A 21,363-nucleotide genomic window follows, 5' to 3' on the forward strand; every position below is an offset into this window, starting at 1 on the left:
TAATATAATAGTATATCATTATGAAGTTTTTTATTGACACGGCTAATTTAGATCAGATTAAAGAGGCTGAAGCACTGGGAGTGTTAGATGGAGTTACAACTAACCCTTCTTTAATGGCTAAAGAAGGTATCACAGGGGCGGAAAACATTTTAAATCATTACAAATCAATCTGTGAGATTGTAGATGGTGATGTAAGTGCAGAAGTAATTTCTGTAGATTACGAAGGAATGATTAGAGAAGGAGAACAGCTTGCAGCTTTACATCCACAAATTGTCGTTAAATTACCAATGACAAAAGAGGGAATTAAAGCTTGTAAATACTTTTCTTCTAAGGGAATTAAGACAAACGTTACTTTAGTATTCTCTGCTGGGCAAGCTTTATTAGCTGCTAAAGCTGGAGCTACTTACGTTTCTCCATTTATCGGTAGATTAGATGATATCTCTACTGATGGATTAATTCTTATCCAAGAAATCCGCCAGATCTATGATAACTACGGATTTAATACTGAAATATTAGCAGCGTCTGTACGTCACACTATGCACATTGTAAACTGTGCTAAAATTGGTGCTGATGTTATGACTGGGCCATTGAGCGCTATCTTAGGATTGTTAAAACACCCTTTGACTGACAATGGATTAGCTCAGTTCTTAGCAGATTACGCTAAAGGAAATAAATAAGAAGGAAATTCTTATACACATTACAAACTACAAACTATTAAAAGACAGCTTTCGGGCTGTCTTTTTTTTTGTACTAATTTTCTTCTTTGTTTTATAAGAGGATTTTAGAGAAATTAAGTAGTACAGATAACTACCTAAAGTGATTTTATCATTAATTAACAGCGGTTTTTCCACAAAAATCACTAATTTAAAACTTTGAAATAAAAAAGTAATTTACAGTATGGAATTATTGCTTACAGAGATAAAGAATAAGGTTGGAATTATAACACTAAATTCAGAGAGAACGCTAAACTCTTTGAATTATCCTATGGCTGATGCGTTGACAAAAGTATTAGAGGATTGGAAAACGAATGATGATATTGCTTGTGTTTTCTTACAAGGCGCAGGTGAAAAGGCTTTTTGTGCAGGAGGAGATGTTCGTCAGATGCACGATGCTATTATAGAACAACGTCAAATAGACGGAACAAAAGTACCTCAAAAGTGTTTCGATTTCTTTTTAAAAGAATATCAATTAGATTATAATATACACAAATACCCTAAGCCTATCGTAGTGTGGGGAAGTGGTATTGTTATGGGAGGAGGAATGGGCTTATTAGTTGGCGCTTCTCACCGTATTGTTACTGAAAAAAGTAAATTAGCGATGCCAGAGGTGACCATTGGGTTGTATCCAGATGTAGGGGCTACTTATTTTCTAAACCGTATGCCGTCTGCTTATGGTGTTTATTTAGGGGTAACAGGTACTCGCTTAGATGGAGCCGATGCATTATTTCTAAATTTAGCAGATTATTATATGGCATCATCAGAAAAAGAAGTTGTTATTGATGCTTTAGCTGCTGCTGATTGGACTAAAGACCACAAAGCGACTATAGATGCTATTTTAGAGAATGCGGCTCGTAAAACGGCTAAACCTGTTTCTCAAGCACAAGAACACCAAGAATTTATAAAGCTATTTGAATCAGCAGAAACGATTCAGCAATTCAGAGAAATACTGCTATCCTATGAAGCGAAAGACGAATGGATAGAAGGGGGATTAAAAACGTTTATGGCAGGTTCACCAAGTTCGACTCACGTCATTTTTAGACAGTTAAATTCAAATAAGAATATGTCTTTAGCAGATGTCTTCCGTTCAGAGTTAAATATGTCTTGCCAATGTTCTATACATCCTGATTTTGCAGAGGGTGTTAGAGCCTTGTTAGTTGACAAAGACCAATCGCCTAAATGGCAACCTGCTACTTTTGAAGAAGTAACAGCAGAGTGGGTAGATAGTTATTTTACACCTTTATGGACAGTAGATACGCATCCGTTAAAACACTTAGTATAAATTATAAGCGAACTTTTGAGTTCGCTTTTTTTATAAAGCTAAACTTTGAAAATAGAATATAATAAAAAAGCCGGAAAATTACTTCCGGCTTTTCACTAATTATATAATGGCCTATTTTTTAACCAATGGCACCAACCAACGCACTCCACAGATTACTTGGTGTTGATGTGAATCACTTAAATTGCTTAAGTTTTTATCAAACGTTGTGTTTTGATAATTGTAAGAAGCAAAAAGTCTGATGTCTTTAAATAAAGGTTCAGAGAATGGGTAATATTCAACAGCACCTTGAACTCCAACTACAGAGTAAGCATTTCCGTTGTCTAAATCATTTCTCTTACTATACATTCCTTTTACATAAGGAACAACTTTATCAATTTTATATTTTAAACTTAACGTAGTTGCGTTGTCTTTGATATAAGTATTTCCTAAATCATTCTCTAAATCAAGTATAGAACTATAATTAAGGTTTCTATAACCAAACATCCAATCAGCCTCAATTTGAAGGTTGTCAATGTCTAATCTATTACCAATAGTTACCCAGTTATAATATCTTGAAGCATCGTGTTGTAGTAAACCATAACCATATCTTGTTTTAAGTTTACCATCAAACAACTCACCTTGCCATAATCCTAAATAACCAAAAGCTTTGTTTTTATATTTTTCAGCTACAAAACCATCACCAGGACTGATAAATTGTAAGGTATATGTACTTTTAGGAGTGTGGTAACTTACACTTGCACCATTGCTATATACCTCAATATCTGGGTATATATTTGAGTACATATATAATTCACCCCCATTATAATCAATTTCAAAAGATCCCCAACCTGTCATTAAACGACCAGCAGCAAAAGACCACTTTTCATTAGCAAAATATTCTAATACTGCAAACTCTAATGGATTGTCATTGTTATTTAGCAAACTATAGCGCATAGAAAATTCTACCTTATCTAAGAACTTTGTAGTTAGGTACATTCTTGTTTGGTTTACCTGAAAATTGCTATTATCAGTTTGCTGTCCATTAAAAGTAGTATTAAAATCATATCTACTATCTAAATACAAGTTAAAGTAATTTACAACGTCTTTATTTCCGTTGATTGTAAATAGAGCAGTAGGTTCTGTTTTTTTAATGCTATCTGTCTGACTATAAAGCGATGTGCTCATCGCTAACAATAGGAAAAGTGATATTTTTCTCTTTATCATGTCAATTATTTATTGGCTAAGATAATTTTTTTTATAATGTTTTCATAAAAAAATGAGTATTTTATCTTAATTATTTTTGTTATTATAAGTTTAAAATGGTTTTTTGTGTTTAAAACACTTTAAAGTGTGCGCTTTTTAAGTTTTGAATAAAAAATAAAATTTACTCTTTATTTTGTCTTTTCACATTTATCTTGATAAAAACGCTTTAAGCCTGTAACAAATTTAATACCAAAAAATAAGATAGGGTAATAAAAAGAAGATTGATTTTCTTTTTGAAAGAGTAATAGCTTTTAAATCAGTTGAATAATTTTATTTTTTGCTTTTATAAATTTGTATGTAACCTCTTAAAACAATTTACATATTAAGTGATTTTTACAGTTGGTCATAAGCAATTGGCCGTTAGTCAATAACTTTTTCTTAAGCATTAGAATTGCATTTAGTTTGTTCAAAAATTAATTAATATGCGAATTTTAAGATTATTTCCTGTATTCCTTTGCTTGTGTGCTGGGAGTATAAATGCTCAAAATAAAATACAAGGACAATTAAAAGTAGATTATGTTCCTGCATCAAACTACATCCGTCCAATAGATAGTGTAAAAACAGATTCTAAGAGTGATTTTAAACGAGTTGACTTAGGAATAGAAGTTCCTTTATTCTCTAAGGTTGATTTTAGAGGGAAACCGCAATTATGGAGTTTGATGATGCAAGGAGCGTATGCTAAGATGAATAACACAAATTATGAAGAGGAGTTGTTTCCAACAGAGCTGGTGAATGCTCAAATTGGAATAAAACACTTTCGCTCGATAAGCGATAGTTGGTCCATTATGGCTATTGCATCAATTGGACTTTATACAGATATGGTTCAAGTTGACAAAGAAGCTATATTAGCCCAAGGAGGTGTGTTTTTTATTAAACATTTTAATCCCCGTTTAGCATTGGGGGTAGGACCGGTATTAACCAATAGTTTTGGAGCACCTATGGTATTGCCAGGTATTTACTTTAATTGGGAAACGTTAGGGTTCTTTAGACTTAAAATTGCTTTTCCAGAAGGAATGGAGTTAGCGTACAGTTTTACAGAGAGTTTTGATCTCAAGTTAGCAGTTGATTTAACAGGGATGACTGCCATTAGTAAAGCCAATGACAAGATGATGTTGTTGGGTTATCAGCAAATTACTGCTGGTTTACGACCAGAAGTAAAGTTATCGAACAATATTACACTATCACTAACAATGGGCTCTACATTAGGTCGCTCTTTTCAATTTAATGAAAGAAAGATAAAGAGCATTTTTAAAACAAAAGATGCAGCTGATCCTAAGTTCACAAGTACTTTATATAGCGCCTTTGTTTTAAAGTGGAAATTCTAATTATCTGCTAAGTAACTTTTTATACACTACCTGTTTCAATAATTCCTCTTTGCGCATTCTTGAAATAGGTAGTTGTTTTTCATTTATAAATAGACGTGTTCCAGAAATAGAACTAATATGGTTTATATTGATTAAATACGACTTGTGAATTCTAAAAAAACTTTGCTTAGGCAACAACTCTTCAATTGTTGTCATTGTTTGATGTATAACCAATGATTTATCAATCATCTGAAGTTTTAAATAATTTTGCATTCCTTCTACAAAAAGTAAATCATTCCAGTCTATTTTAATAAAACTATCGTCTTGTCTTACATATACAAACGAATCAGTCGCTGTTTGATTTGTCTTTTCTGATTTAAGGATATACAATTGCTTTGCCTTTAAACTCGCTTGATAAAAGCGCTTAAAATCAATCGGTTTTAGTAAATAGTCCACAATATCAAAGCGATACCCCTCTAAAGCATGTTCAGAATAAGCAGTAGTAAAAATTACTAAAGGAGGATTAGATAGAGTCTCTAAAAACTCTATGCCCGACAAATAAGGCATATTAATATCAAGAAAAATTAAATCAAAAGTTTCCCTTTCTATTAACTCAAGTGCTTCAATTGCTGAAGCACAAGAATTAGTAGCTTCTAAGAAATCTACTTTTAAAATAAAATCTACAATAGCTCTTCTTGCTAAAGGTTCATCATCAATGACTAAGCATTTTAGCAAAGGTTGATTTGTTGTAGTCATATTTATAATTTGATCGTTAATAATAAGTTGTAATAATTTTCAGTTTGTTCAATACTGATAGCGTGTTGGTTAGGATAAAGCATTTTAAGTCGCTCTTTTACATTTTTCAAACCTATTCCAGAACTTTCTTTAGCTGGCAGTTTATACTTAGTACTGTACGAATTTTCGATACTTAACGTAAGTGTACCTTGATTCTCTTTACAGAATATTTTAATATATCCGATAGATTCTGGCAACCTCGAAACGTGCTTAAAAGAATTCTCAACCAAAGGAACTAATAAAAGAGGAGCAATCTGAAGTTGTCCGTTTTTTATTATCCACTCACAGTCAACTTTTAATTCATCCCCCCAACGTATTTTCTCAACTGCCACAAGGTCTTGCAAATATTTGATTTCTCTATGAAGAAAGACAACTTTGTGATTGCACTCATAGAGTTGATAGCGAAGTATATCAGAAAACTTCATCAATAGAGTAGATGCTAATTCAACATTACTTTGCATTAGTATGTGAATATGGTTTAAAATATTAAACATCAAATGAGGGTTAATCTGGTCCTGTAAAAGCTTTAATTGAGCCTCTAAATGTTCTTTTTTAAGTTTATTGTGGTCTTTCTCTATTTGATTGTGCTCCTGGTAAAAACGAATACCACAAGTGGTAGTTAAAATAGCAATTGAAGAAGGAATTGCACTATAATATTGTACTAAAAAAAAGCGAAAAGGATTATTAATGTATTCTTTTCTGAAAGAAAGTAATTCATTAGAATCATTTGGTAAGAATGTAAATACCAATGCCAAGATAAGAGATAAGAACAAGACACATAAAACACTTTGAATACCGAAAAGCTTCATATTTCTGGATTTCAGTGCTTTTGGAAGTAGATTATCGCTTAAAAAGTGTGATACAATAATGAAAACGCTGATGAGAATAACATTTGGTAGTATAGAAGGCCAAGGAGCTCCAGGACGTATATCTTGTGCCCATACTGAGATAGATAAGATAATCCAAAACAAGAAGATAAAGACGTGATTTTTCTTTTTTATACTGAGTTTCATAATTTGTTTTTTAATGTAACAAAGCATAGAAAACTAAATTAACTATGCTTTGTTGTTTAATAATTTTATAAAAAGAAATACCCTACACTCAAATTAAAATTATGAGGTTTAGATTTGAAATCTTTAGCTATATTTTTTAGACCATATTCATAGGCTAAATCCACATTAAACTTCCATACTGAAACACCAACACCACCTTTTAAACTTAGATTAGATTGGTTGATATTACTTTTAAAGTTAGTAAGATTACCTTGAAAATTTAAGTTCTTATCCAAAGCATAAGAATATTTAGCACCTCCAAAGATATGAATTTCAGCTAAGGACAAGTTTATCAATTTATACCCTAATACAACTGGTATATCAATGGTATTTAGTTTTATATTTTGATCTTTAAAATTATCCTGTTCAATTGTTGTTTTATGCTGTGTAAACAAAGCATCAGCTTGTAAATAGAATTTTTGAAAGTCATACTGTGTAGTAATACCTACAGAATACCCCAAGGCATTTTTAGTGTTCATTCCCTTTAAGTTTGTTGTTAAAGATGAGTAATCAGCACCCGCCTTAACTCCAATGTGAAAAGGAGATTGAGCAAATGAGCTTACTGAAGTAAGTAGCAGCATAAACAATGCCGCAGAACATAGAATTCTTTGTTTTTTCATGATATATTATTTAAAATTTTGACAAAGAACACGAATCGACTTCAAGCAGAATATTTTATTTGATAAGAGGTAACTATTCATTGATGAACGGTTGTATTGATAAAATGCAAAGACTAAAAGAGAAAAATAGGTTAGGGAAGAAGTGCTTACTCGGTATGTTTAGTTAGTAATAAATTTAAGATAAATCTTTTGATAGCAATTTTACTATTATTAACCATAATACATTACTTTAATTATTAAAATTGAAATGATTAGGACAATCATCTTAATTACATTTTAGCTTAATAGTAAAATCTAATTAAGAAATGAGATAAAGATTAAGGATATTTTATTAGAGAATAGAGTATTATTTATTTAGAATATCCTAAATTTGAAAAGTAATATGAATTTTAATAAAGATTTTATATATGAGTCAAGAAGTTAGAAGCTTAGAACCTAAGCAATTATGGAATAAGTTCGCTGATTTAAACGCAGTTCCACGTCCTTCAAAAAAAGAAGAACGCGTAATTGAGTTCATGATGAATTTTGGAAAAGATTTGGGATTGGCAACAATCAAAGATGAAGTTGGAAATGTCATCATTAAGAAACCTGCAACAGAAGGAATGGAGAACAGAAAAACAATTGTGATGCAATCACACTTGGATATGGTTCACCAAAAAAATAACGATACTGAGTTCGATTTCGACACACAAGGTATTGAAATGTATGTAGATGAAGAAGGATGGGTAAGAGCAAAAGGTACAACATTAGGTGCTGATAACGGTATTGGTGTTGCTACTATTATGGCTATTTTAGAGAGTACTGATATTCCTCACCCAGCAATTGAAGCTTTATTTACAATTGATGAAGAAACAGGAATGACTGGTGCTAAAGGTCTTCAAGGAGGTATGTTAGAAGGAGAGATTCTTTTAAACTTAGATACGGAAGAAGATGACGAGATTGATATCGGATGTGCTGGTGGTATTGATGTAACTGCATCTGCAGAATACGATGAAGAAGATACTCCAGAGGCTTCAGTTGGTTATAGAATTACAGTAAAAGGATTACACGGAGGTCACTCAGGAATGGATATTCATAAAGGATTAGGTAATGCTAACAAAATTATGAACCGTTTGTTATTTGATGCTTTCGATAATTTCGGATTACAAATTGCAAAAATCAAAGGTGGTAGTTTACGTAATGCTATTCCTCGTGAGAGTGTAGCTGAAGTGATTATTGCTAAGGTATATGACGAAGCTTTCGTTTACGATATGAATACAATCGTTGATGAAATTAAAGCAGAATTACATACAGTAGATCCTAATTTAGAAGTTATTTTTGATAGATTAGAAGAAGCTGATATGCCTAAAAAAGTTATGCCACCAATGGCACAATACTTCTTTGTACGTTCAATGCAAACAGCTCACAACGGAGTTTATAGATTAAGTCCTGATTTTGAAGACTTAGTTGAAGCATCAAACAACATTGCTAAAGTAGATGTAGCTGATGGTAAATTAACTGTAAAATGTTTAACAAGATCATCTGTAGAATCATCTAAAATGGATGTTGCTAACGGATTGCGTTCTGCCTTCGAATTAATGGGATGTGAAGTTGAATTTTCAGGTTCTTACCCAGGATGGAGTCCAAACGCTGAATCAGAAATTAAAGATATTTTAGTAGATATCTATGAAAGACAAGTAGGAGAAACACCAAGTGTTGTTGCTTGTCACGCTGGTTTAGAGTGTGGTATTTTAGGAACGAATTATCCTGATATGGATATGATTTCTTTTGGACCAACAATTAGAGGAGCTCACTCTCCAGTAGAAAGAGCAAACATTGCATCTGTTCAGAAGTTCTGGAAGTTTGTATTACAAATTTTAAAAGAAATTCCAGTAAAACAATAATCTTTTTAAGATTATATAAAACAAAGAGCTGTATTCTTAACAAGGATACAGCTCTTTTTGTTTGAATATATAGTGTTGTTTGAATAGTTAATTGTAAATATGATAGAAATAGGATAGGTATTTATATAGATTGTGAATTTTAAGACAATATTATATTTGCCAACGGATTAGAATTTGTAATTTGGCGAAAACAAAATTTAAAAACTCTTATAATATGAAAAAATCGTTTTTAGCTATCACAATGATGGGGCTTTTAGTAATGTCTTGTGGGCAAAAAAAAGAAGAGAATAAGGATGTAGCTACAGAAACAACAGAACAAGTAGAAACTGTAAAAACAGAATTAACTCATTCAATTGAGTGGACTGCATTTAAAACACCTGAAAAAGTAGGAGTTAAAGGTACGTTCTCAGATGTGAAGTTACTTGATGTTAAAGAAGCTACAACGTTAGAAGAATCTTTAAAAGGAGCTGCATTTATTGTTACAACATCAACTGTTAGTACAAATGATGTAGGTAGAGATGAGAAATTAAAAGTTGAATTCTTTTCTAAAATGGTTGGGAATATCAATGGTTTCTTTGGAGAGTTCAAAGATGGAAAAGTTGTTGTAAACTTAACGATGAATGGAGTAACAAAAGAGAAAGAATTCAGTTATGTTGTAGAAGACAATGCAATGAAAATCAATGGATCAATTGATATTTTAGGAGACTTCGTAGCGCAAACTGCATTTGATAGTTTACACGAAGCTTGTAAAGATTTACACGCTGGTAAAACGTGGAGTGATGTAGAGATTGCAGTAGAGATTAAAAAATAATTTGCAATAAATATCGAATTGAAGAGGAATATTACTAAATATTCCTCTTTTTTTTTAACTTTGCATTCCAAATAAATTATCTATTTTAGGATATGTTAGATAGACTACAAATTATAAAGCAACGTTTTGACGAAGTTTCTGACTTAATTATTCAGCCGGATGTAATCGCTGACCAAAAACGTTACGTACAATTAAATAAAGAATATAAAGATTTAAAACAACTTGTTGATAAACGAGTTGAGTATATGAATCTTACAGCTAATCTTGAAGAAGCTAATGAAATCATCGCTGACGGTAGTGATGCTGAGATGGTTGAAATGGCTAAAATGCAATTAGATGAAGCTAAAGATCGTTTACCAGAATTAGAAGAAGAGATCAAATTCTTACTTATACCAAAGGATCCTGAGGATGCTAAAAACGTAATGGTAGAGGTACGTGCTGGTACTGGTGGTGATGAAGCAAGTATCTTTGCAGGAGATTTATACAGAATGTACACTAAATACTGTGAAGGTAGAGGGTGGAGAACTTCTGTTGTAGATGTAAACGAAGGAAGTGCTGGTGGATATAAAGAGGTTATCTTTGAAGTAACAGGAGAAGACGTATACGGAACGTTGAAGTTTGAAGCAGGTGTACACCGTGTACAACGTGTTCCACAAACTGAAACACAAGGACGTGTTCACACTTCTGCTGCTACTGTAATGGTATTACCTGAAGCTGAAGAGTTTGATGTACAAATTGATATGAATGATGTTCGTATTGACTTATTCTGTTCATCTGGTCCTGGAGGTCAGTCAGTAAATACAACTAAATCAGCTGTACGTATGACGCACATTCCAACAGGATTAGTTGCTCAATGTCAAGATGAGAAGTCTCAACATAAGAATAAAGATAAAGCTTTATCTGTATTGCGTTCTCGTTTATACGAAATGGAGTTAGCTAAGAAACAAGCTGTAGATGCTCAAAAACGTAGTTCTCAAGTTAGTAGTGGAGATAGATCTGCTAAGATTAGAACTTATAACTACCCACAAGGTCGTGTAACGGATCACCGTATTGGTTTAACGTTATATGATTTGGATGGTGTTATGAACGGAAATATCCAGAAAATTATTGATGAATTACAATTAGTTAGTAATACTGAGAAGCTTAAAGAAAGCGAAGTATTTTAATTTATTTTAATGAACTTATATAACCACACATACGCTATCTGTATTGTGTGGTTTTTTTTAAACTTATACTACCATGACAACACAACAATTAGTAGAACAAATAGTTAAGAAAAAATCATTTCTTTGTATCGGATTAGACGTTGATTTAGCAAAGATTCCAGCTGCTTTTCTACAAGAGGAAGACCCTATTTTTAGTTTTAATAAAGCTATCATTGATGCTACGCACGACATCACTGTGGCTTACAAACCAAATATTGCTTTCTATGAGGCATACGGACTAAAAGGATGGACTTCTTTGAAGAAAACGATTGATTATTTGAATGCAAATTACCCTGAGGTGTACACAATTGCTGATGCTAAACGTGGAGACATTGGAAACACAGCTACTATGTATGCAAAGGCATTCTTTGAAGATATGGCTTTTGATAGTGTAACTGTTGCTCCATATATGGGAAAAGATTCAGTAGAACCTTTCTTAGAATTTGAAAATAAGCATACTATTTTGTTAGCATTGACTTCAAATAAAGGAGCGTTTGATTATCAAACTCAGAAGGTAGGAGATAAGGAATTATACCAAGTAGTTTTAGAAACTTCTAAGTCGTATAAAAACTCTGATAACCTAATGTATGTTGTAGGAGCTACAAAAGCAGAGTATTTTAAAGAAATTAGAAAGATAGTTCCTAATAGTTTCTTACTTGTTCCTGGAGTTGGAGCACAAGGAGGTAGTTTAAAAGATGTATGTGAGTTTGGATTTAATAGCCAAGTAGGTTTATTAATCAATTCATCACGAGGAATTATCTATGCTTCTAATGGTGCTGATTTTGCTGAAAGAGCACGAGAAGAAGCTCTTGTTCTACAAAAAGAAATGGAAGATATAATAAAAAATAAGCTATAAGCAATGATTGTATTAAAAGACCAAATAGGTCAAGAACATACTTTTACAAGTAGACCAAAACGAATTGTGTCTTTAGTTCCTTCACAAACAGAAACATTGTTTGATTTAGGACTGGAAGATGAGATTGTTGGTATTACTAAATTTTGTGTACATCCATATCACTTAAAAGTAACGAAGACTAACGTTGGAGGAACTAAAAAGGTACACAAAGAGAAAATAAGATTATTAGAGCCGGATATTATTATTTGCAATAAAGAAGAAAACACTTTAGAAATAGTAGAAAGCTTAAAAGAGATTTGTCCTGTTTGGGTAACTGATGTTATCACATTAGAGGATAATTTGAAGATGATAGAGGATTTTGGTGTGTTGTTTAACAAGCGTACAGAGTCAAGAAAATGGATTGATAAATTGCGTTTTGCACAGAAAGATTTTATGTCTTTTGTAAGTGATAAACCAAGTTACACAGCTGCTTATTTTATTTGGAGAGAACCATTTATGGTAGCTGGTAAAGATACATTTATCAATGAATTGATGACACTTTGTAAGTTTGAAAACGTTTATGCTAACAGAGATGAAAGATATCCTGAAATTGAATTGAGAAAGATACGCATTCAAGGAGATCCAGAGTTGGTGTTTTTATCATCAGAGCCGTTCCCTTTTAAAGAAGAACACGCTTTTGAAATAGGTCGTTTTACACATCACGGAAAAACCGTTTTTGTAGATGGAGAGATGTTTTCTTGGCACGGTACTCATCTATTTAGAGCCTTTGATTACTTTAAACAGATACACGAAAGAATAGAATAAAGAAAAAGCGAGTAATGTAAATTACTCGCTTTTTAACTAACCCTAACTATTATGAAATCAATCATTTTTTGATATAACAAATTTCAGAAAATAATTTGATAATAGCGGTTAATCGAATGTTATATAAATGTTATTTTTATTTATTTGTCTAAAAAATATTCAATCCTTTAAACAAAGACTTCTTTTCTTGTTTTTTCTCTGATTTTTTGTCTTTAGAATTGCTTGATGTATTTTTTTGGGCACCGTTCTTTAAATTATCTTGAATTGAGAATACATCTTGAAGTAGTTTAGTATTTCTTGCAAGACCAGAATTAGCACGGATTTTATTCTCTTCAACAGCAATCATTTTAAAAACCCCACTCATTGTTTCATTAGTCACGTAGTCTGTTAAATCAGTATTTACAGGAGCAACTAATGGTAAATTGTTATAGGTAGAAAAGATAGTTTCCCATACCTTATCTGCACCAACTGTTGCTAAAGATTCATTAATAACAGGGGAAAACTTTTTATATAAAGCAGCTTTAGTACCTTCTTGTAAATAATTAGTTGCCGCTGATTCACCTCCAATTAAAATATTTTTAGCATCGTTAAAAGAGATCTTCTGAACAGCATCTAAAAAGATAGGTGTAGATTCCTTCACAGCAGATTCAGCAGCTCTGTTTAATAAAAGTAAACCTTGGTCAGCTAAACCACCCATTCCAATTTTTCTTAGCGTTTTATCTACTTTCTGAATCTCTTCAGGTAATAAAATTTTAACCAATTCATTTTTAAAGAAACCATCTTTTTGAGTTAATGTACTTACTTGGTCAGTAATACCTTTAGTAAGTGCTTCTTTAAGTCCGTTTGCTGCTTTGTCTTGGCTCAAGCTGTTAAGTAACGTAGTTGTTGTTTGTTTCTTTTGAGCTTGCATTGGTAAAGCTACTCCACCAGTTAATGTAATAGCTAATGCCAGAACCAAAAATTTGTTTTTCATTATGTTTTTTATGTTTTAATTTATAATAAACTATCTGCTTCTAATCGAATGGCAGAAAGTGCTATTTCTATTTTGCGCTGTAATTGAATGTTTTCAGTAAGCAAAACTTCTCTTAATGCAGTAGCATTAGCCACTGAAGGATGTTGCGCAGTTTGATGTACTGATGAAATAATTGTGTTTTTTGTTTGAAGTACTATTTGCCACAGTTCATTAGTAACGTAAATTTGTTGAGAAATATTGTAATCAAACTCTTGTTCAATATGTTGAATTAAAGCAAATTGGTAAGTGTTCTTGTCCTCAGAAACAGGTTCAATGCGCAATACTAACTTCTTTAAATCAATGCGTTCAATTAAGATGACTAATCTTTCGCAAGCTTGTAACTTCAGTGCTGTAGTGTCAATTGTGGCTTTATTTTCGTCTTTTTTCTTTAATTGTTCTAATAAATAAAAGTCTTTTTTAGACTGTCGCTCTAAGATTTTACTAAAATATACGTAAGACAATGCTGCTGTAGTTAAAGCAGGTAGCGTATATCCTATAATCTCCATTATAAAATCTGTTTTCATAGCTTTTTTGATTTGGTACAAAAATAGCGAATAATATTATCTGGCATAATTTTTTATAACATCAATAACTTGTTATAAAGGGATAGGAATTGTAATTTTGAACTTTTTCGAGGAAATAGATATGCAAAATTATATTGATCAATTAAATGAGGCTCAAAGAGCACCTGTCCTTCAGAAAGATGGACCAATGATAGTGATAGCGGGAGCAGGTTCGGGTAAGACAAGGGTTTTAACTTTACGTATTGCTTATTTGATGCACCAAGGTGTTGATGCGTTTAATATTTTAGCATTGACATTTACAAATAAAGCAGCTCGTGAAATGAAACACAGAATTGCTCAGATAGTGGGTAATTCAGAGGCTAAGAACTTATGGATGGGAACATTCCACTCTGTTTTTGCGAAGATTTTAAGAGCTGAATCTGATCGACTTGGGTATCCAGGGAACTTCTCTATTTATGATTCTCAGGATAGTCAGCGTTTAATCGGTCAGATTATTAAAGAGATGCAATTAGATAGAGATATCTATAAACCTAAAGAGGTGCTTAGCCGTATTTCATCTTACAAAAACAGTTTGATTACTGTTAAGTCCTATTTTGAGAACCCGGAGTTACAAGAAGCTGATGCTATGAGTAAACGTCCGCGTATTGGAGAGATTTACAATAATTATGTAGAAAGATGTTTCAAATCAGGAGCAATGGACTTTGATGATTTGTTGTTAAAGACAAATGAGTTATTGACACGTTTTCCTGATGTGTTGGCAAAGTATCAAGATCGCTTTAGATATATTTTAGTTGATGAGTACCAAGATACGAATCACTCACAGTATTTGATTGTACGTGCATTGTCTGATCGTTTTCAGAATATATGTGTGGTTGGTGATGATGCGCAAAGTATTTATGCTTTCCGTGGAGCAAACATCAACAACATTCTTAACTTCCAAAAAGATTATGAGGGAGTACAAACCTATCGTTTGGAGCAAAACTATCGTTCTACACGTAATATTGTTGAGGCAGCAAATACTGTTATCGACAAGAATAAAGTGAAGCTTGAAAAAGTAGTTTGGACTGCTAATGATTTTGGCCCTAAGATTAAAGTACACCGTTCATTAACAGATGGGGAAGAAGGTCGTTTTGTTGCTTCAACTATTTTTGAAGAGAAAATGGTTAATCAAAAAAACAACGGTGATTTTGCTATTCTATATAGAACCAATGCACAATCTCGTGCGATGGAGGATGCATTGCGTAAAAAAGATATACCCTATCGAATTTACGGAGGATTGTCGTTCTACCAAAGAAAGGAGATTAAAGATGTTTTAAGTTACCTGAGATTAGTTATTAATCCGAAGGATGAAGAAGCTTTGGTACGTGTAATAAACTATCCAGCCCGTGGTATTGGAAATACGACAATGGATAAATTAACTATTGCTGCTAATCATTACAAACGATCTATTTATGAGATTATTGAGCATATTGATAAAATAGACTTGAAGATTACTGCTGGTACTCGTAACAAGTTAAGCGACTTTGGTTTAATGATTAAGGCATTCCAAGCTTTGGATGAAACTATGGATGCGTATCAGTTAACAGAGCATATAGCTAAAAAAACAGGATTAGTACAAGAACTTAGAAAAGATACAACACCTGAAGGTATTACTCGCATGGAAAACATTGAGGAATTACTGAATGGTATTAAGGATTTTATTGAAGGGCAGAAAGAAGTAGACGGTGCCAGAGGATCATTAAGTGAATTTCTTGAAGATGTAGCTTTAGCTACTGATTTAGACAAGGATACGGGAGAAGATGACCGTGTGGCGTTGATGACTATTCACTTGGCAAAAGGACTTGAGTTTCCAACCGTATTTTGTGTTGGAATGGAAGAAGATTTGTTTCCAAGTGCTATGAGTATGAATACGCGTAGTGAGTTGGAAGAAGAAAGACGTTTGTTCTATGTAGCGTTGACACGTGCAGAACATCAGGCTTATTTGACTTATGCCCAATCGAGATATCGTTGGGGAAAATTAGTAGATTGTGACCCTTCAAGATTTATTGAAGAGATAGATGATCAATACTTAGAGTATTTGACTCCTGTTGAAACAAACTATCGCTATAAGCCAACTATCAATGCTGATATATTTGGCGACGTAGATAAAAGTAAATTGAGGTTAAAGAAGCCAGAGAATGGAACTCCTCCAGCTTATATTACTAATAATGAAGAGCCTAAGCAAGATAGAAATATTCGCAAGCTAAAGCCAGTAAATTCAAGTTCAAAAAGTACTGGTGTTTCAGCAGATAATCAGGGATTAATTGTTGGTCAAACCGTAATGCATGAAAGATTTGGGAAAGGAATAATCTTGAATTTAGAAGGAGTAGGGGCTGATAAGAAAGCTGAAATAAAATTTGATGTAGGAGGTATTAAAAAATTGTTGCTAAGGTTTGCCAAACTACAGGTTTTGTCGTAATTTGTAAAAGTATTTAAGAAGATAAAGAAATGTCACAGTTAATTAAAATATATCCAGAAAATCCGAATGAAAAAGAGATTGACAGAGTTGTCAAGATCTTGAGAGAAGGAGGTTTAGTTATTTACCCTACTGATACAGTTTATGGGTTAGGCTGTGATATTACAAATTCTAAAGCATTAGAGAAAATTGCTAAAATCAAGGGTATAAAACTTGAGAAAGCTAATTTCTCTTTTATATGTTATGATTTGAGTAATATATCTGATTATGTTAAACAAATTGATACAGCAACATTTAAGATTCTTAAAAAAGCTTTACCAGGTCCATATACCTTTATTTTACCTGGTAATAATGACTTGCCAAAAGATTTTAAAAAGAAAAAAACAGTTGGTATTCGTGTACCTGATAATAATATAGCACGTGAAATTGTAAAGAAATTAGGGAATCCTATCGTTTCAACATCTATTTACGATGAGGATGCGATATTAGAATACACAACAGATCCTGAACTTATCTATGAAAAATGGCAAAATACAGTTGATTTAGTTATTGATGGAGGTTATGGTAATAATGAAGCTTCAACAGTAATTGATTTATCTGGTTCTGAGCCAGAAATTATTAGAGAAGGAAAAGGATCAATAGATATATTTTAAGATAATATACTGATAAGTAATAAATTTGTTCAATTAATAAAGTTAAATCGCAGTTATATATCATATAACCTGAATAAAATTAGGGGAATTCAAACTGAATTATTATTTTTGTAACTGTTTATATTAAAAGCTAAACGTATCACACTATGAATTTACATGAATTTCAAGGTAAAGAAATATTAGCTAGCTACGGTGTAAGAGTACAACGTGGATTAGTAGCTAACAACGCAGAAGAGGCAGTTGAAAAAGCAAAACAACTTACAGACGAAACTGGTACAAGTTGGTATGTAATCAAAGCTCAAATCCATGCTGGAGGAAGAGGTAAAGGAGGAGGAGTTAAGTTGGCTAAAAACTTAGAAGAAGTTAAAGAAATCGCTGGTAAAATTATCGGGATGGATTTAATTACTCCACAAACACCACCTGCTGGTAAAAGAGTTAACCGTGTGTTAGTTGCAGAAGATGTATACTATCCAGGAGAAAGCGAAACATCTGAATTTTACATGTCTGTATTATTAGATAGAGCTAAAGGACGTAATATGATTATGTATTCTACTGAAGGTGGAATGGATATTGAAGACGTTGCTGAAAAAACTCCACACTTAATTTTCAAAGAAGAAATTGACCCTGCTGTAGGATTACAAGGATTCCAAGCAAGAAGAATCGCTTTCAACTTAGGATTATCAGGAAATGCATTCAAAGAAATGGTTAAATTCGTAGATGCTTTATACAGAGCATACATTGGAAGTGATTCTTCAATGTTCGAAATTAACCCAGTATTAAAAACATCTGATGATAAAATTTTAGCTGTAGATGCTAAAGTTACTTTAGATGACAACGCATTATACAGACAAAAAACATATGCTGAATACAGAGATTTTTCTGAAGAGAGACCAATCGAAGTTGAAGCAAATGCTGCTGGATTAAACTATGTTGATTTAGATGGTACAGTTGGATGTATGGTTAACGGTGCTGGATTAGCTATGGCGACTATGGACTTAATTAAGTATGCTGGTTTTGAACCTGCTAACTTCTTAGACGTAGGAGGTACTGCTGATGCTAAACGTGTTGAAACAGCTTTCCGTATTATCTTAAAAGATCCAAACGTAAAAGCTATTTTAATTAATATCTTCGGAGGAATCGTTCGTTGTGACCGTGTTGCTCAAGGTGTTGTTGATGCATACAAAAACATGGGAGATGATATCAATGTTCCAATTATCGTTCGTTTACAAGGAACAAATGCTGAATTAGCAAAAGAATTAATCGATGAATCAGGTATGCCAATCTTATCTGCAGTTGCTTTCCAAGAAGCTGCTGATCAAGTTAAAGCTGCATTATCTTAATCTAAAGATTAACATATATATACAAAAAAAGCCAGATATTTTATATATCTGGCTTTTTTAGTTATTAAATCCTGAGTTAACACTTATTCTATTATTTGATTTATCAATTATAGTACTTGCTTATAATTTCAATATTTGACCATCAGTACATATAATAATTAAATATTCAATTCTCAGAAGGTTGTACATATTATAAATAAACTAAACTTGTTTAAAATATAAAAGGGTACTCAAATACTGAATACCCTTCTATTATTATAAAACTATTTGTTCTTTTTACCATTATTAAACTTTATTCCTGCAAAAGGAGAATCATTCTTCTTTTTATTAAAGCTCTTGGCTTTTGAAGAATCATTCATTTTCTTAGAATAAGTTTTATTTTCTGTTTTTTGTTTAGGAGCAGAAGTTTTTACTTTATCAGAACTTTCTTTCTTAAAATCTTTTTTATGCGTTCCTAAAACCTCCATAGGATTTTTTGGTTCTTCTTTAGTTCCTCGTAAATAAATAACTAAAGCATTTAAAAAATTTCTTAAAACCTGATCTCCACATTCAACGTATTTAGGATGATCCTCATTTCTAAAGAAATTACCTATTTCACCCTTTGACATACGAAAGTCAACTAATTCAAGTATTTCAACAATTTGATCATCTCTAAGTTGCAATGCAACACGTAATTTTTTAAAAATATCGTTATTCGTCATCTTAATTCTTATTTTGGCAAAGGTAAATTAAAAAGTCTAAAGTTTATCTTTTAAAGCTTTTATTTCATCTCTAAGTTTAGCTGCATTAATAAAATCTAAATCTTTAGCGGCTTTTTCCATTGCTTTCCTCTTATCACGTATCATTTTTTCAATATCAGCTTTTGATTTATATTTTATAGATTCTTCAGCAGCTTTTAAAATAGATTCTTGTTGAATCTCATCATAAGAGTTTTTAACCAACTCACTTGTTATTTTTTTATTAAGAGCAGTAGGTACTTTGTTATGATTTTTGTTATAAATCATTTGCTTTTCCCTGCGATAAGCAGTCTCATCAATAGTCTTTTGCATACTTGCCGTTATTTTATCAGCATACATAATAGCTTTACCATTAACATTACGAGCAGCACGTCCAACAGTCTGAGTCAAAGACCTATGACTTCTTAAGAAGCCTTCTTTATCAGCATCTAATATAGCAACTAAAGATACTTCAGGTAAATCAAGTCCCTCTCTCAAAAGATTGACTCCAATTAATACATCAAATAATCCCTTTCTTAAATCTTGCATGATTTCAACTCTTTCAAGTGTATCAATATCAGAGTGTATATACCTACATCTAATACCAACTCTTGTAAAATATTTAGCAAGTTCTTCAGCCATTCTTTTAGTTAGAGTTGTGACCAAAGTTCTCTCATCAACTTCTACTCTTTGCTGAATCTCTTCAATAAGATCATCTATTTGATTTTCAGAAGGTCTTAACTCTATTATAGGGTCTAATAAACCAGTAGGTCTAATTAATTGTTCAACTACTACACCTTCGGACTTTTGTAATTCATAATCAGCTGGAGTCGCAGAAACATAAATAACCTGATTTTGCATAGACTCAAACTCTTCAAATTTCAAAGGTCTATTATCTAAAGCAGCAGGTAATCTAAATCCATACTCAACAAGGTTCTCTTTTCTTGATCTATCACCACCATACATTGCATGTACTTGTGAAATGGTAACGTGACTTTCATCAACAACCATTAAATAATCATCAGGGAAATAATCTAACAAACAGAAAGGTCTTGTTCCAGGATCTCTACCATCTAAGTAGCGAGAATAATTTTCAATTCCAGAACAATAACCAAGTTCCCTAATCATTTCTAAATCAAAGTTAGTTCTTTCCTCTAATCTTTTAGCCTCTAAATGTTTTCCTATTTCTTTGAAATATTCTACTTGTTTAACCATGTCTTGTTGTATTTCCCATATTGCATTTTGCAAAACATCAGGAGATGTAACAAACATATTAGCAGGGTAGATTGTAAGTTTAGTAAACTTCTCTATGACTTGTGAGTCAGTTGCATTAAAAACTTCAATGTCTTCAATTTCATCTCCGAAGAAATGGATACGGAATGGATTATCAGCGTAGCTTGGAAATATCTCAATAATATCTCCTTTGATTCTAAAATTCCCCGGGCTAAAGTCTGCTTCTGTACGTGAGTATAAACTTTGTACAAGTTTATGAAGTAACTGAGTACGAGAAATCTCTTGATCTAATTCAATAGTAATAACATTTTTTTGAAATTCAATCGGATTACCAATACCATAAAGACAAGATACAGATGCAACAACAAGAATATCTCTTCTGCCAGACAATAGGGCAGAAGTGGTACTAAGACGCATCTTTTCTAATTCTTCATTTATTGATAAATCTTTTTCAATATATTGTCCGGTTACAGGAATAAATGCTTCTGGTTGATAATAGTCATAGTAAGACACAAAATACTCAACAGCATTATTTGGGAAGAAGTTTTTAAATTCTGTATATAGCTGAGCAGCTAAAGTTTTGTTATGTGCTAAGACAAGAGTAGGACGTTGCACCTCTTGAATCACATTAGCAACAGTAAAAGTTTTACCTGAACCTGTTACACCTACAAGAGTTTGAAACTGTTCATTAGCTTTAACCCCTTGACTTAATTTTTTAATTGCTTCAGGTTGATCTCCAGTAGGAGAATATTCTGAATTTATTTTGAATACCATACTAAATAATAACTTATACAAAGTTACTTATTTAAATGAAAAAAGCGCAAGAATAATCTTGCGCTTTAGTATAATATTAGTTATAA

Annotated in this window: 19 protein-coding genes; 11 read left to right on the forward strand and 8 right to left on the reverse strand. The window is 32.3% G+C overall.

The genetic code is table 11. The features are described from left to right. Positions 1–20: 20 nt before the first annotated feature. The gene (gene fsa, locus AABL81_RS03775) at positions 21–677 is read left to right on the forward strand and encodes a fructose-6-phosphate aldolase (protein ID WP_090408407.1); all 657 of its coding nucleotides are present in this window, start codon (positions 21–23) and stop codon (positions 675–677) included. A gap of 220 nt (positions 678–897) precedes the next feature. Then, a complete protein-coding gene (locus AABL81_RS03780) occupies positions 898–1,998 on the forward strand; it encodes an enoyl-CoA hydratase/isomerase family protein (RefSeq protein ID WP_341340378.1) in 1,101 nt (366 codons plus the stop codon). A gap of 111 nt (positions 1,999–2,109) precedes the next feature. Here the strand turns inward: AABL81_RS03780 and AABL81_RS03785 are convergent, their stop codons facing one another. Next, entirely contained in the window at positions 2,110–3,201 is a 1,092-nt protein-coding gene (locus AABL81_RS03785; protein WP_158210869.1) for a porin, read from the reverse strand. Between the two features lie 461 nt (positions 3,202–3,662). Here AABL81_RS03785 and AABL81_RS03790 point away from each other — a divergent pair, with 461 nt between their 5' ends. Beyond that, positions 3,663–4,565 carry a DUF6268 family outer membrane beta-barrel protein gene (locus AABL81_RS03790; protein ID WP_158210870.1) on the forward strand — a complete coding sequence of 301 codons (903 nt, stop codon included), beginning with the start codon at positions 3,663–3,665 and terminating at the stop codon, positions 4,563–4,565. Here AABL81_RS03790 and AABL81_RS03795 read toward each other — a convergent pair whose 3' ends face one another. From AABL81_RS03795 to AABL81_RS03805, 3 genes are all read right to left on the reverse strand, one after another. Continuing rightward, a complete protein-coding gene (locus AABL81_RS03795; protein WP_341340379.1) occupies positions 4,566–5,300 on the reverse strand; it encodes a LytR/AlgR family response regulator transcription factor in 735 nt (244 codons plus the stop codon). A 2-nt stretch (positions 5,301–5,302) separates the two neighbouring features. Further along, positions 5,303–6,352 carry a sensor histidine kinase gene (locus AABL81_RS03800; protein WP_341340380.1) on the reverse strand — a complete coding sequence of 350 codons (1,050 nt, stop codon included), beginning with the start codon at positions 6,350–6,352 and terminating at the stop codon, positions 5,303–5,305. A gap of 65 nt (positions 6,353–6,417) precedes the next feature. Then, on the reverse strand, positions 6,418–7,011 hold the full coding sequence (locus AABL81_RS03805) for a porin family protein (protein ID WP_341340381.1): 594 nt from the start codon (positions 7,009–7,011) through the stop codon (positions 6,418–6,420). 407 nt (positions 7,012–7,418) lie between these two features. Here AABL81_RS03805 and AABL81_RS03810 point away from each other — a divergent pair, with 407 nt between their 5' ends. The 5 genes from AABL81_RS03810 (at position 7,419) to AABL81_RS03830 (ending at position 12,570) form a co-directional block, all read left to right on the forward strand. Next, complete coding sequence (locus tag AABL81_RS03810) at positions 7,419–8,894, forward strand: aminoacyl-histidine dipeptidase (RefSeq protein ID WP_341340382.1); 1,476 nt, start codon at positions 7,419–7,421, stop codon at positions 8,892–8,894. Between the two features lie 214 nt (positions 8,895–9,108). Next, on the forward strand, positions 9,109–9,705 hold the full coding sequence (locus AABL81_RS03815; RefSeq protein ID WP_341340383.1) for a YceI family protein: 597 nt from the start codon (positions 9,109–9,111) through the stop codon (positions 9,703–9,705). Positions 9,706–9,797: 92 nt separating this feature from the next. Beyond that, positions 9,798–10,871 (forward strand): peptide chain release factor 1, encoded by a 1,074-nt coding sequence (gene prfA, locus AABL81_RS03820; protein ID WP_158210876.1) that lies wholly within the window; start codon positions 9,798–9,800, stop codon positions 10,869–10,871. A 73-nt stretch (positions 10,872–10,944) separates the two neighbouring features. After that, positions 10,945–11,766 (forward strand): orotidine-5'-phosphate decarboxylase, encoded by an 822-nt coding sequence (gene pyrF, locus AABL81_RS03825; RefSeq protein WP_158210877.1) that lies wholly within the window; start codon positions 10,945–10,947, stop codon positions 11,764–11,766. Between the two features lie 3 nt (positions 11,767–11,769). Continuing rightward, on the forward strand, positions 11,770–12,570 hold the full coding sequence (locus AABL81_RS03830) for an ABC transporter substrate-binding protein (RefSeq protein ID WP_158210878.1): 801 nt from the start codon (positions 11,770–11,772) through the stop codon (positions 12,568–12,570). A gap of 148 nt (positions 12,571–12,718) precedes the next feature. On the opposite strand, the gene AABL81_RS03835 is transcribed toward AABL81_RS03830, so the two are convergent. After that, a complete protein-coding gene (locus AABL81_RS03835; RefSeq protein ID WP_445929823.1) occupies positions 12,719–13,543 on the reverse strand; it encodes a DUF4197 domain-containing protein in 825 nt (274 codons plus the stop codon). Positions 13,544–13,563: 20 nt separating this feature from the next. Further along, positions 13,564–14,106 (reverse strand): DUF7935 family protein, encoded by a 543-nt coding sequence (locus AABL81_RS03840; RefSeq protein WP_158210880.1) that lies wholly within the window; start codon positions 14,104–14,106, stop codon positions 13,564–13,566. 121 nt (positions 14,107–14,227) lie between these two features. Between AABL81_RS03840 and AABL81_RS03845 the strand changes: the two genes are divergently transcribed. The 3 genes from AABL81_RS03845 to sucC all read left to right on the forward strand — a co-directional run bounded on the left by AABL81_RS03845 (position 14,228) and on the right by sucC (position 18,554). Continuing rightward, positions 14,228–16,564 carry an ATP-dependent helicase gene (locus AABL81_RS03845; protein ID WP_158210881.1) on the forward strand — a complete coding sequence of 779 codons (2,337 nt, stop codon included), beginning with the start codon at positions 14,228–14,230 and terminating at the stop codon, positions 16,562–16,564. Positions 16,565–16,593: 29 nt separating this feature from the next. Continuing rightward, entirely contained in the window at positions 16,594–17,214 is a 621-nt protein-coding gene (locus AABL81_RS03850; protein WP_158210882.1) for an L-threonylcarbamoyladenylate synthase, read from the forward strand. A gap of 146 nt (positions 17,215–17,360) precedes the next feature. Next, on the forward strand, positions 17,361–18,554 hold the full coding sequence (sucC, locus tag AABL81_RS03855; protein ID WP_158210883.1) for an ADP-forming succinate--CoA ligase subunit beta: 1,194 nt from the start codon (positions 17,361–17,363) through the stop codon (positions 18,552–18,554). 263 nt (positions 18,555–18,817) lie between these two features. Here the strand turns inward: sucC and AABL81_RS03860 are convergent, their stop codons facing one another. Both AABL81_RS03860 and uvrB read right to left on the reverse strand, forming a co-directional pair. Then, entirely contained in the window at positions 18,818–19,255 is a 438-nt protein-coding gene (locus tag AABL81_RS03860) for a DUF1456 family protein (protein WP_158210884.1), read from the reverse strand. A 36-nt stretch (positions 19,256–19,291) separates the two neighbouring features. Further along, the gene (gene uvrB, locus AABL81_RS03865) at positions 19,292–21,277 is read right to left on the reverse strand and encodes an excinuclease ABC subunit UvrB (protein WP_341340384.1); all 1,986 of its coding nucleotides are present in this window, start codon (positions 21,275–21,277) and stop codon (positions 19,292–19,294) included. Between the last annotated feature and the right edge of the window lie 86 nt (positions 21,278–21,363).

Origin of the sequence: Myroides sp. C1519 (assembly GCF_038039755.1) — a bacterium.
GTDB lineage: Bacteria > Bacteroidota > Bacteroidia > Flavobacteriales > Flavobacteriaceae > Flavobacterium > Flavobacterium phaeum_A.

Bases quoted from the DNA above. Each gene is read 5' to 3' on its own strand.
- fsa (WP_090408407.1), top strand. From the start codon at position 21: ATGAAGTTTTTTATTGACACGGCTAATTTAGATCAGATTAAAGAGGCT.
- AABL81_RS03780 (WP_341340378.1), top strand. From the start codon at position 898: ATGGAATTATTGCTTACAGAGATAAAGAATAAGGTTGGAATTATAACA.
- AABL81_RS03785 (WP_158210869.1), bottom strand. From the start codon at position 3,201: ATGATAAAGAGAAAAATATCACTTTTCCTATTGTTAGCGATGAGCACA.
- AABL81_RS03790 (WP_158210870.1), top strand. From the start codon at position 3,663: ATGCGAATTTTAAGATTATTTCCTGTATTCCTTTGCTTGTGTGCTGGG.
- AABL81_RS03795 (WP_341340379.1), bottom strand. From the start codon at position 5,300: ATGACTACAACAAATCAACCTTTGCTAAAATGCTTAGTCATTGATGAT.
- AABL81_RS03800 (WP_341340380.1), bottom strand. From the start codon at position 6,352: ATGAAACTCAGTATAAAAAAGAAAAATCACGTCTTTATCTTCTTGTTT.
- AABL81_RS03805 (WP_341340381.1), bottom strand. From the start codon at position 7,011: ATGAAAAAACAAAGAATTCTATGTTCTGCGGCATTGTTTATGCTGCTA.
- AABL81_RS03810 (WP_341340382.1), top strand. From the start codon at position 7,419: ATGAGTCAAGAAGTTAGAAGCTTAGAACCTAAGCAATTATGGAATAAG.
- AABL81_RS03815 (WP_341340383.1), top strand. From the start codon at position 9,109: ATGAAAAAATCGTTTTTAGCTATCACAATGATGGGGCTTTTAGTAATG.
- prfA (WP_158210876.1), top strand. From the start codon at position 9,798: ATGTTAGATAGACTACAAATTATAAAGCAACGTTTTGACGAAGTTTCT.
- pyrF (WP_158210877.1), top strand. From the start codon at position 10,945: ATGACAACACAACAATTAGTAGAACAAATAGTTAAGAAAAAATCATTT.
- AABL81_RS03830 (WP_158210878.1), top strand. From the start codon at position 11,770: ATGATTGTATTAAAAGACCAAATAGGTCAAGAACATACTTTTACAAGT.
- AABL81_RS03835 (WP_445929823.1), bottom strand. From the start codon at position 13,543: ATGAAAAACAAATTTTTGGTTCTGGCATTAGCTATTACATTAACTGGT.
- AABL81_RS03840 (WP_158210880.1), bottom strand. From the start codon at position 14,106: ATGAAAACAGATTTTATAATGGAGATTATAGGATATACGCTACCTGCT.
- AABL81_RS03845 (WP_158210881.1), top strand. From the start codon at position 14,228: ATGCAAAATTATATTGATCAATTAAATGAGGCTCAAAGAGCACCTGTC.
- AABL81_RS03850 (WP_158210882.1), top strand. From the start codon at position 16,594: ATGTCACAGTTAATTAAAATATATCCAGAAAATCCGAATGAAAAAGAG.
- sucC (WP_158210883.1), top strand. From the start codon at position 17,361: ATGAATTTACATGAATTTCAAGGTAAAGAAATATTAGCTAGCTACGGT.
- AABL81_RS03860 (WP_158210884.1), bottom strand. From the start codon at position 19,255: ATGACGAATAACGATATTTTTAAAAAATTACGTGTTGCATTGCAACTT.
- uvrB (WP_341340384.1), bottom strand. From the start codon at position 21,277: ATGGTATTCAAAATAAATTCAGAATATTCTCCTACTGGAGATCAACCT.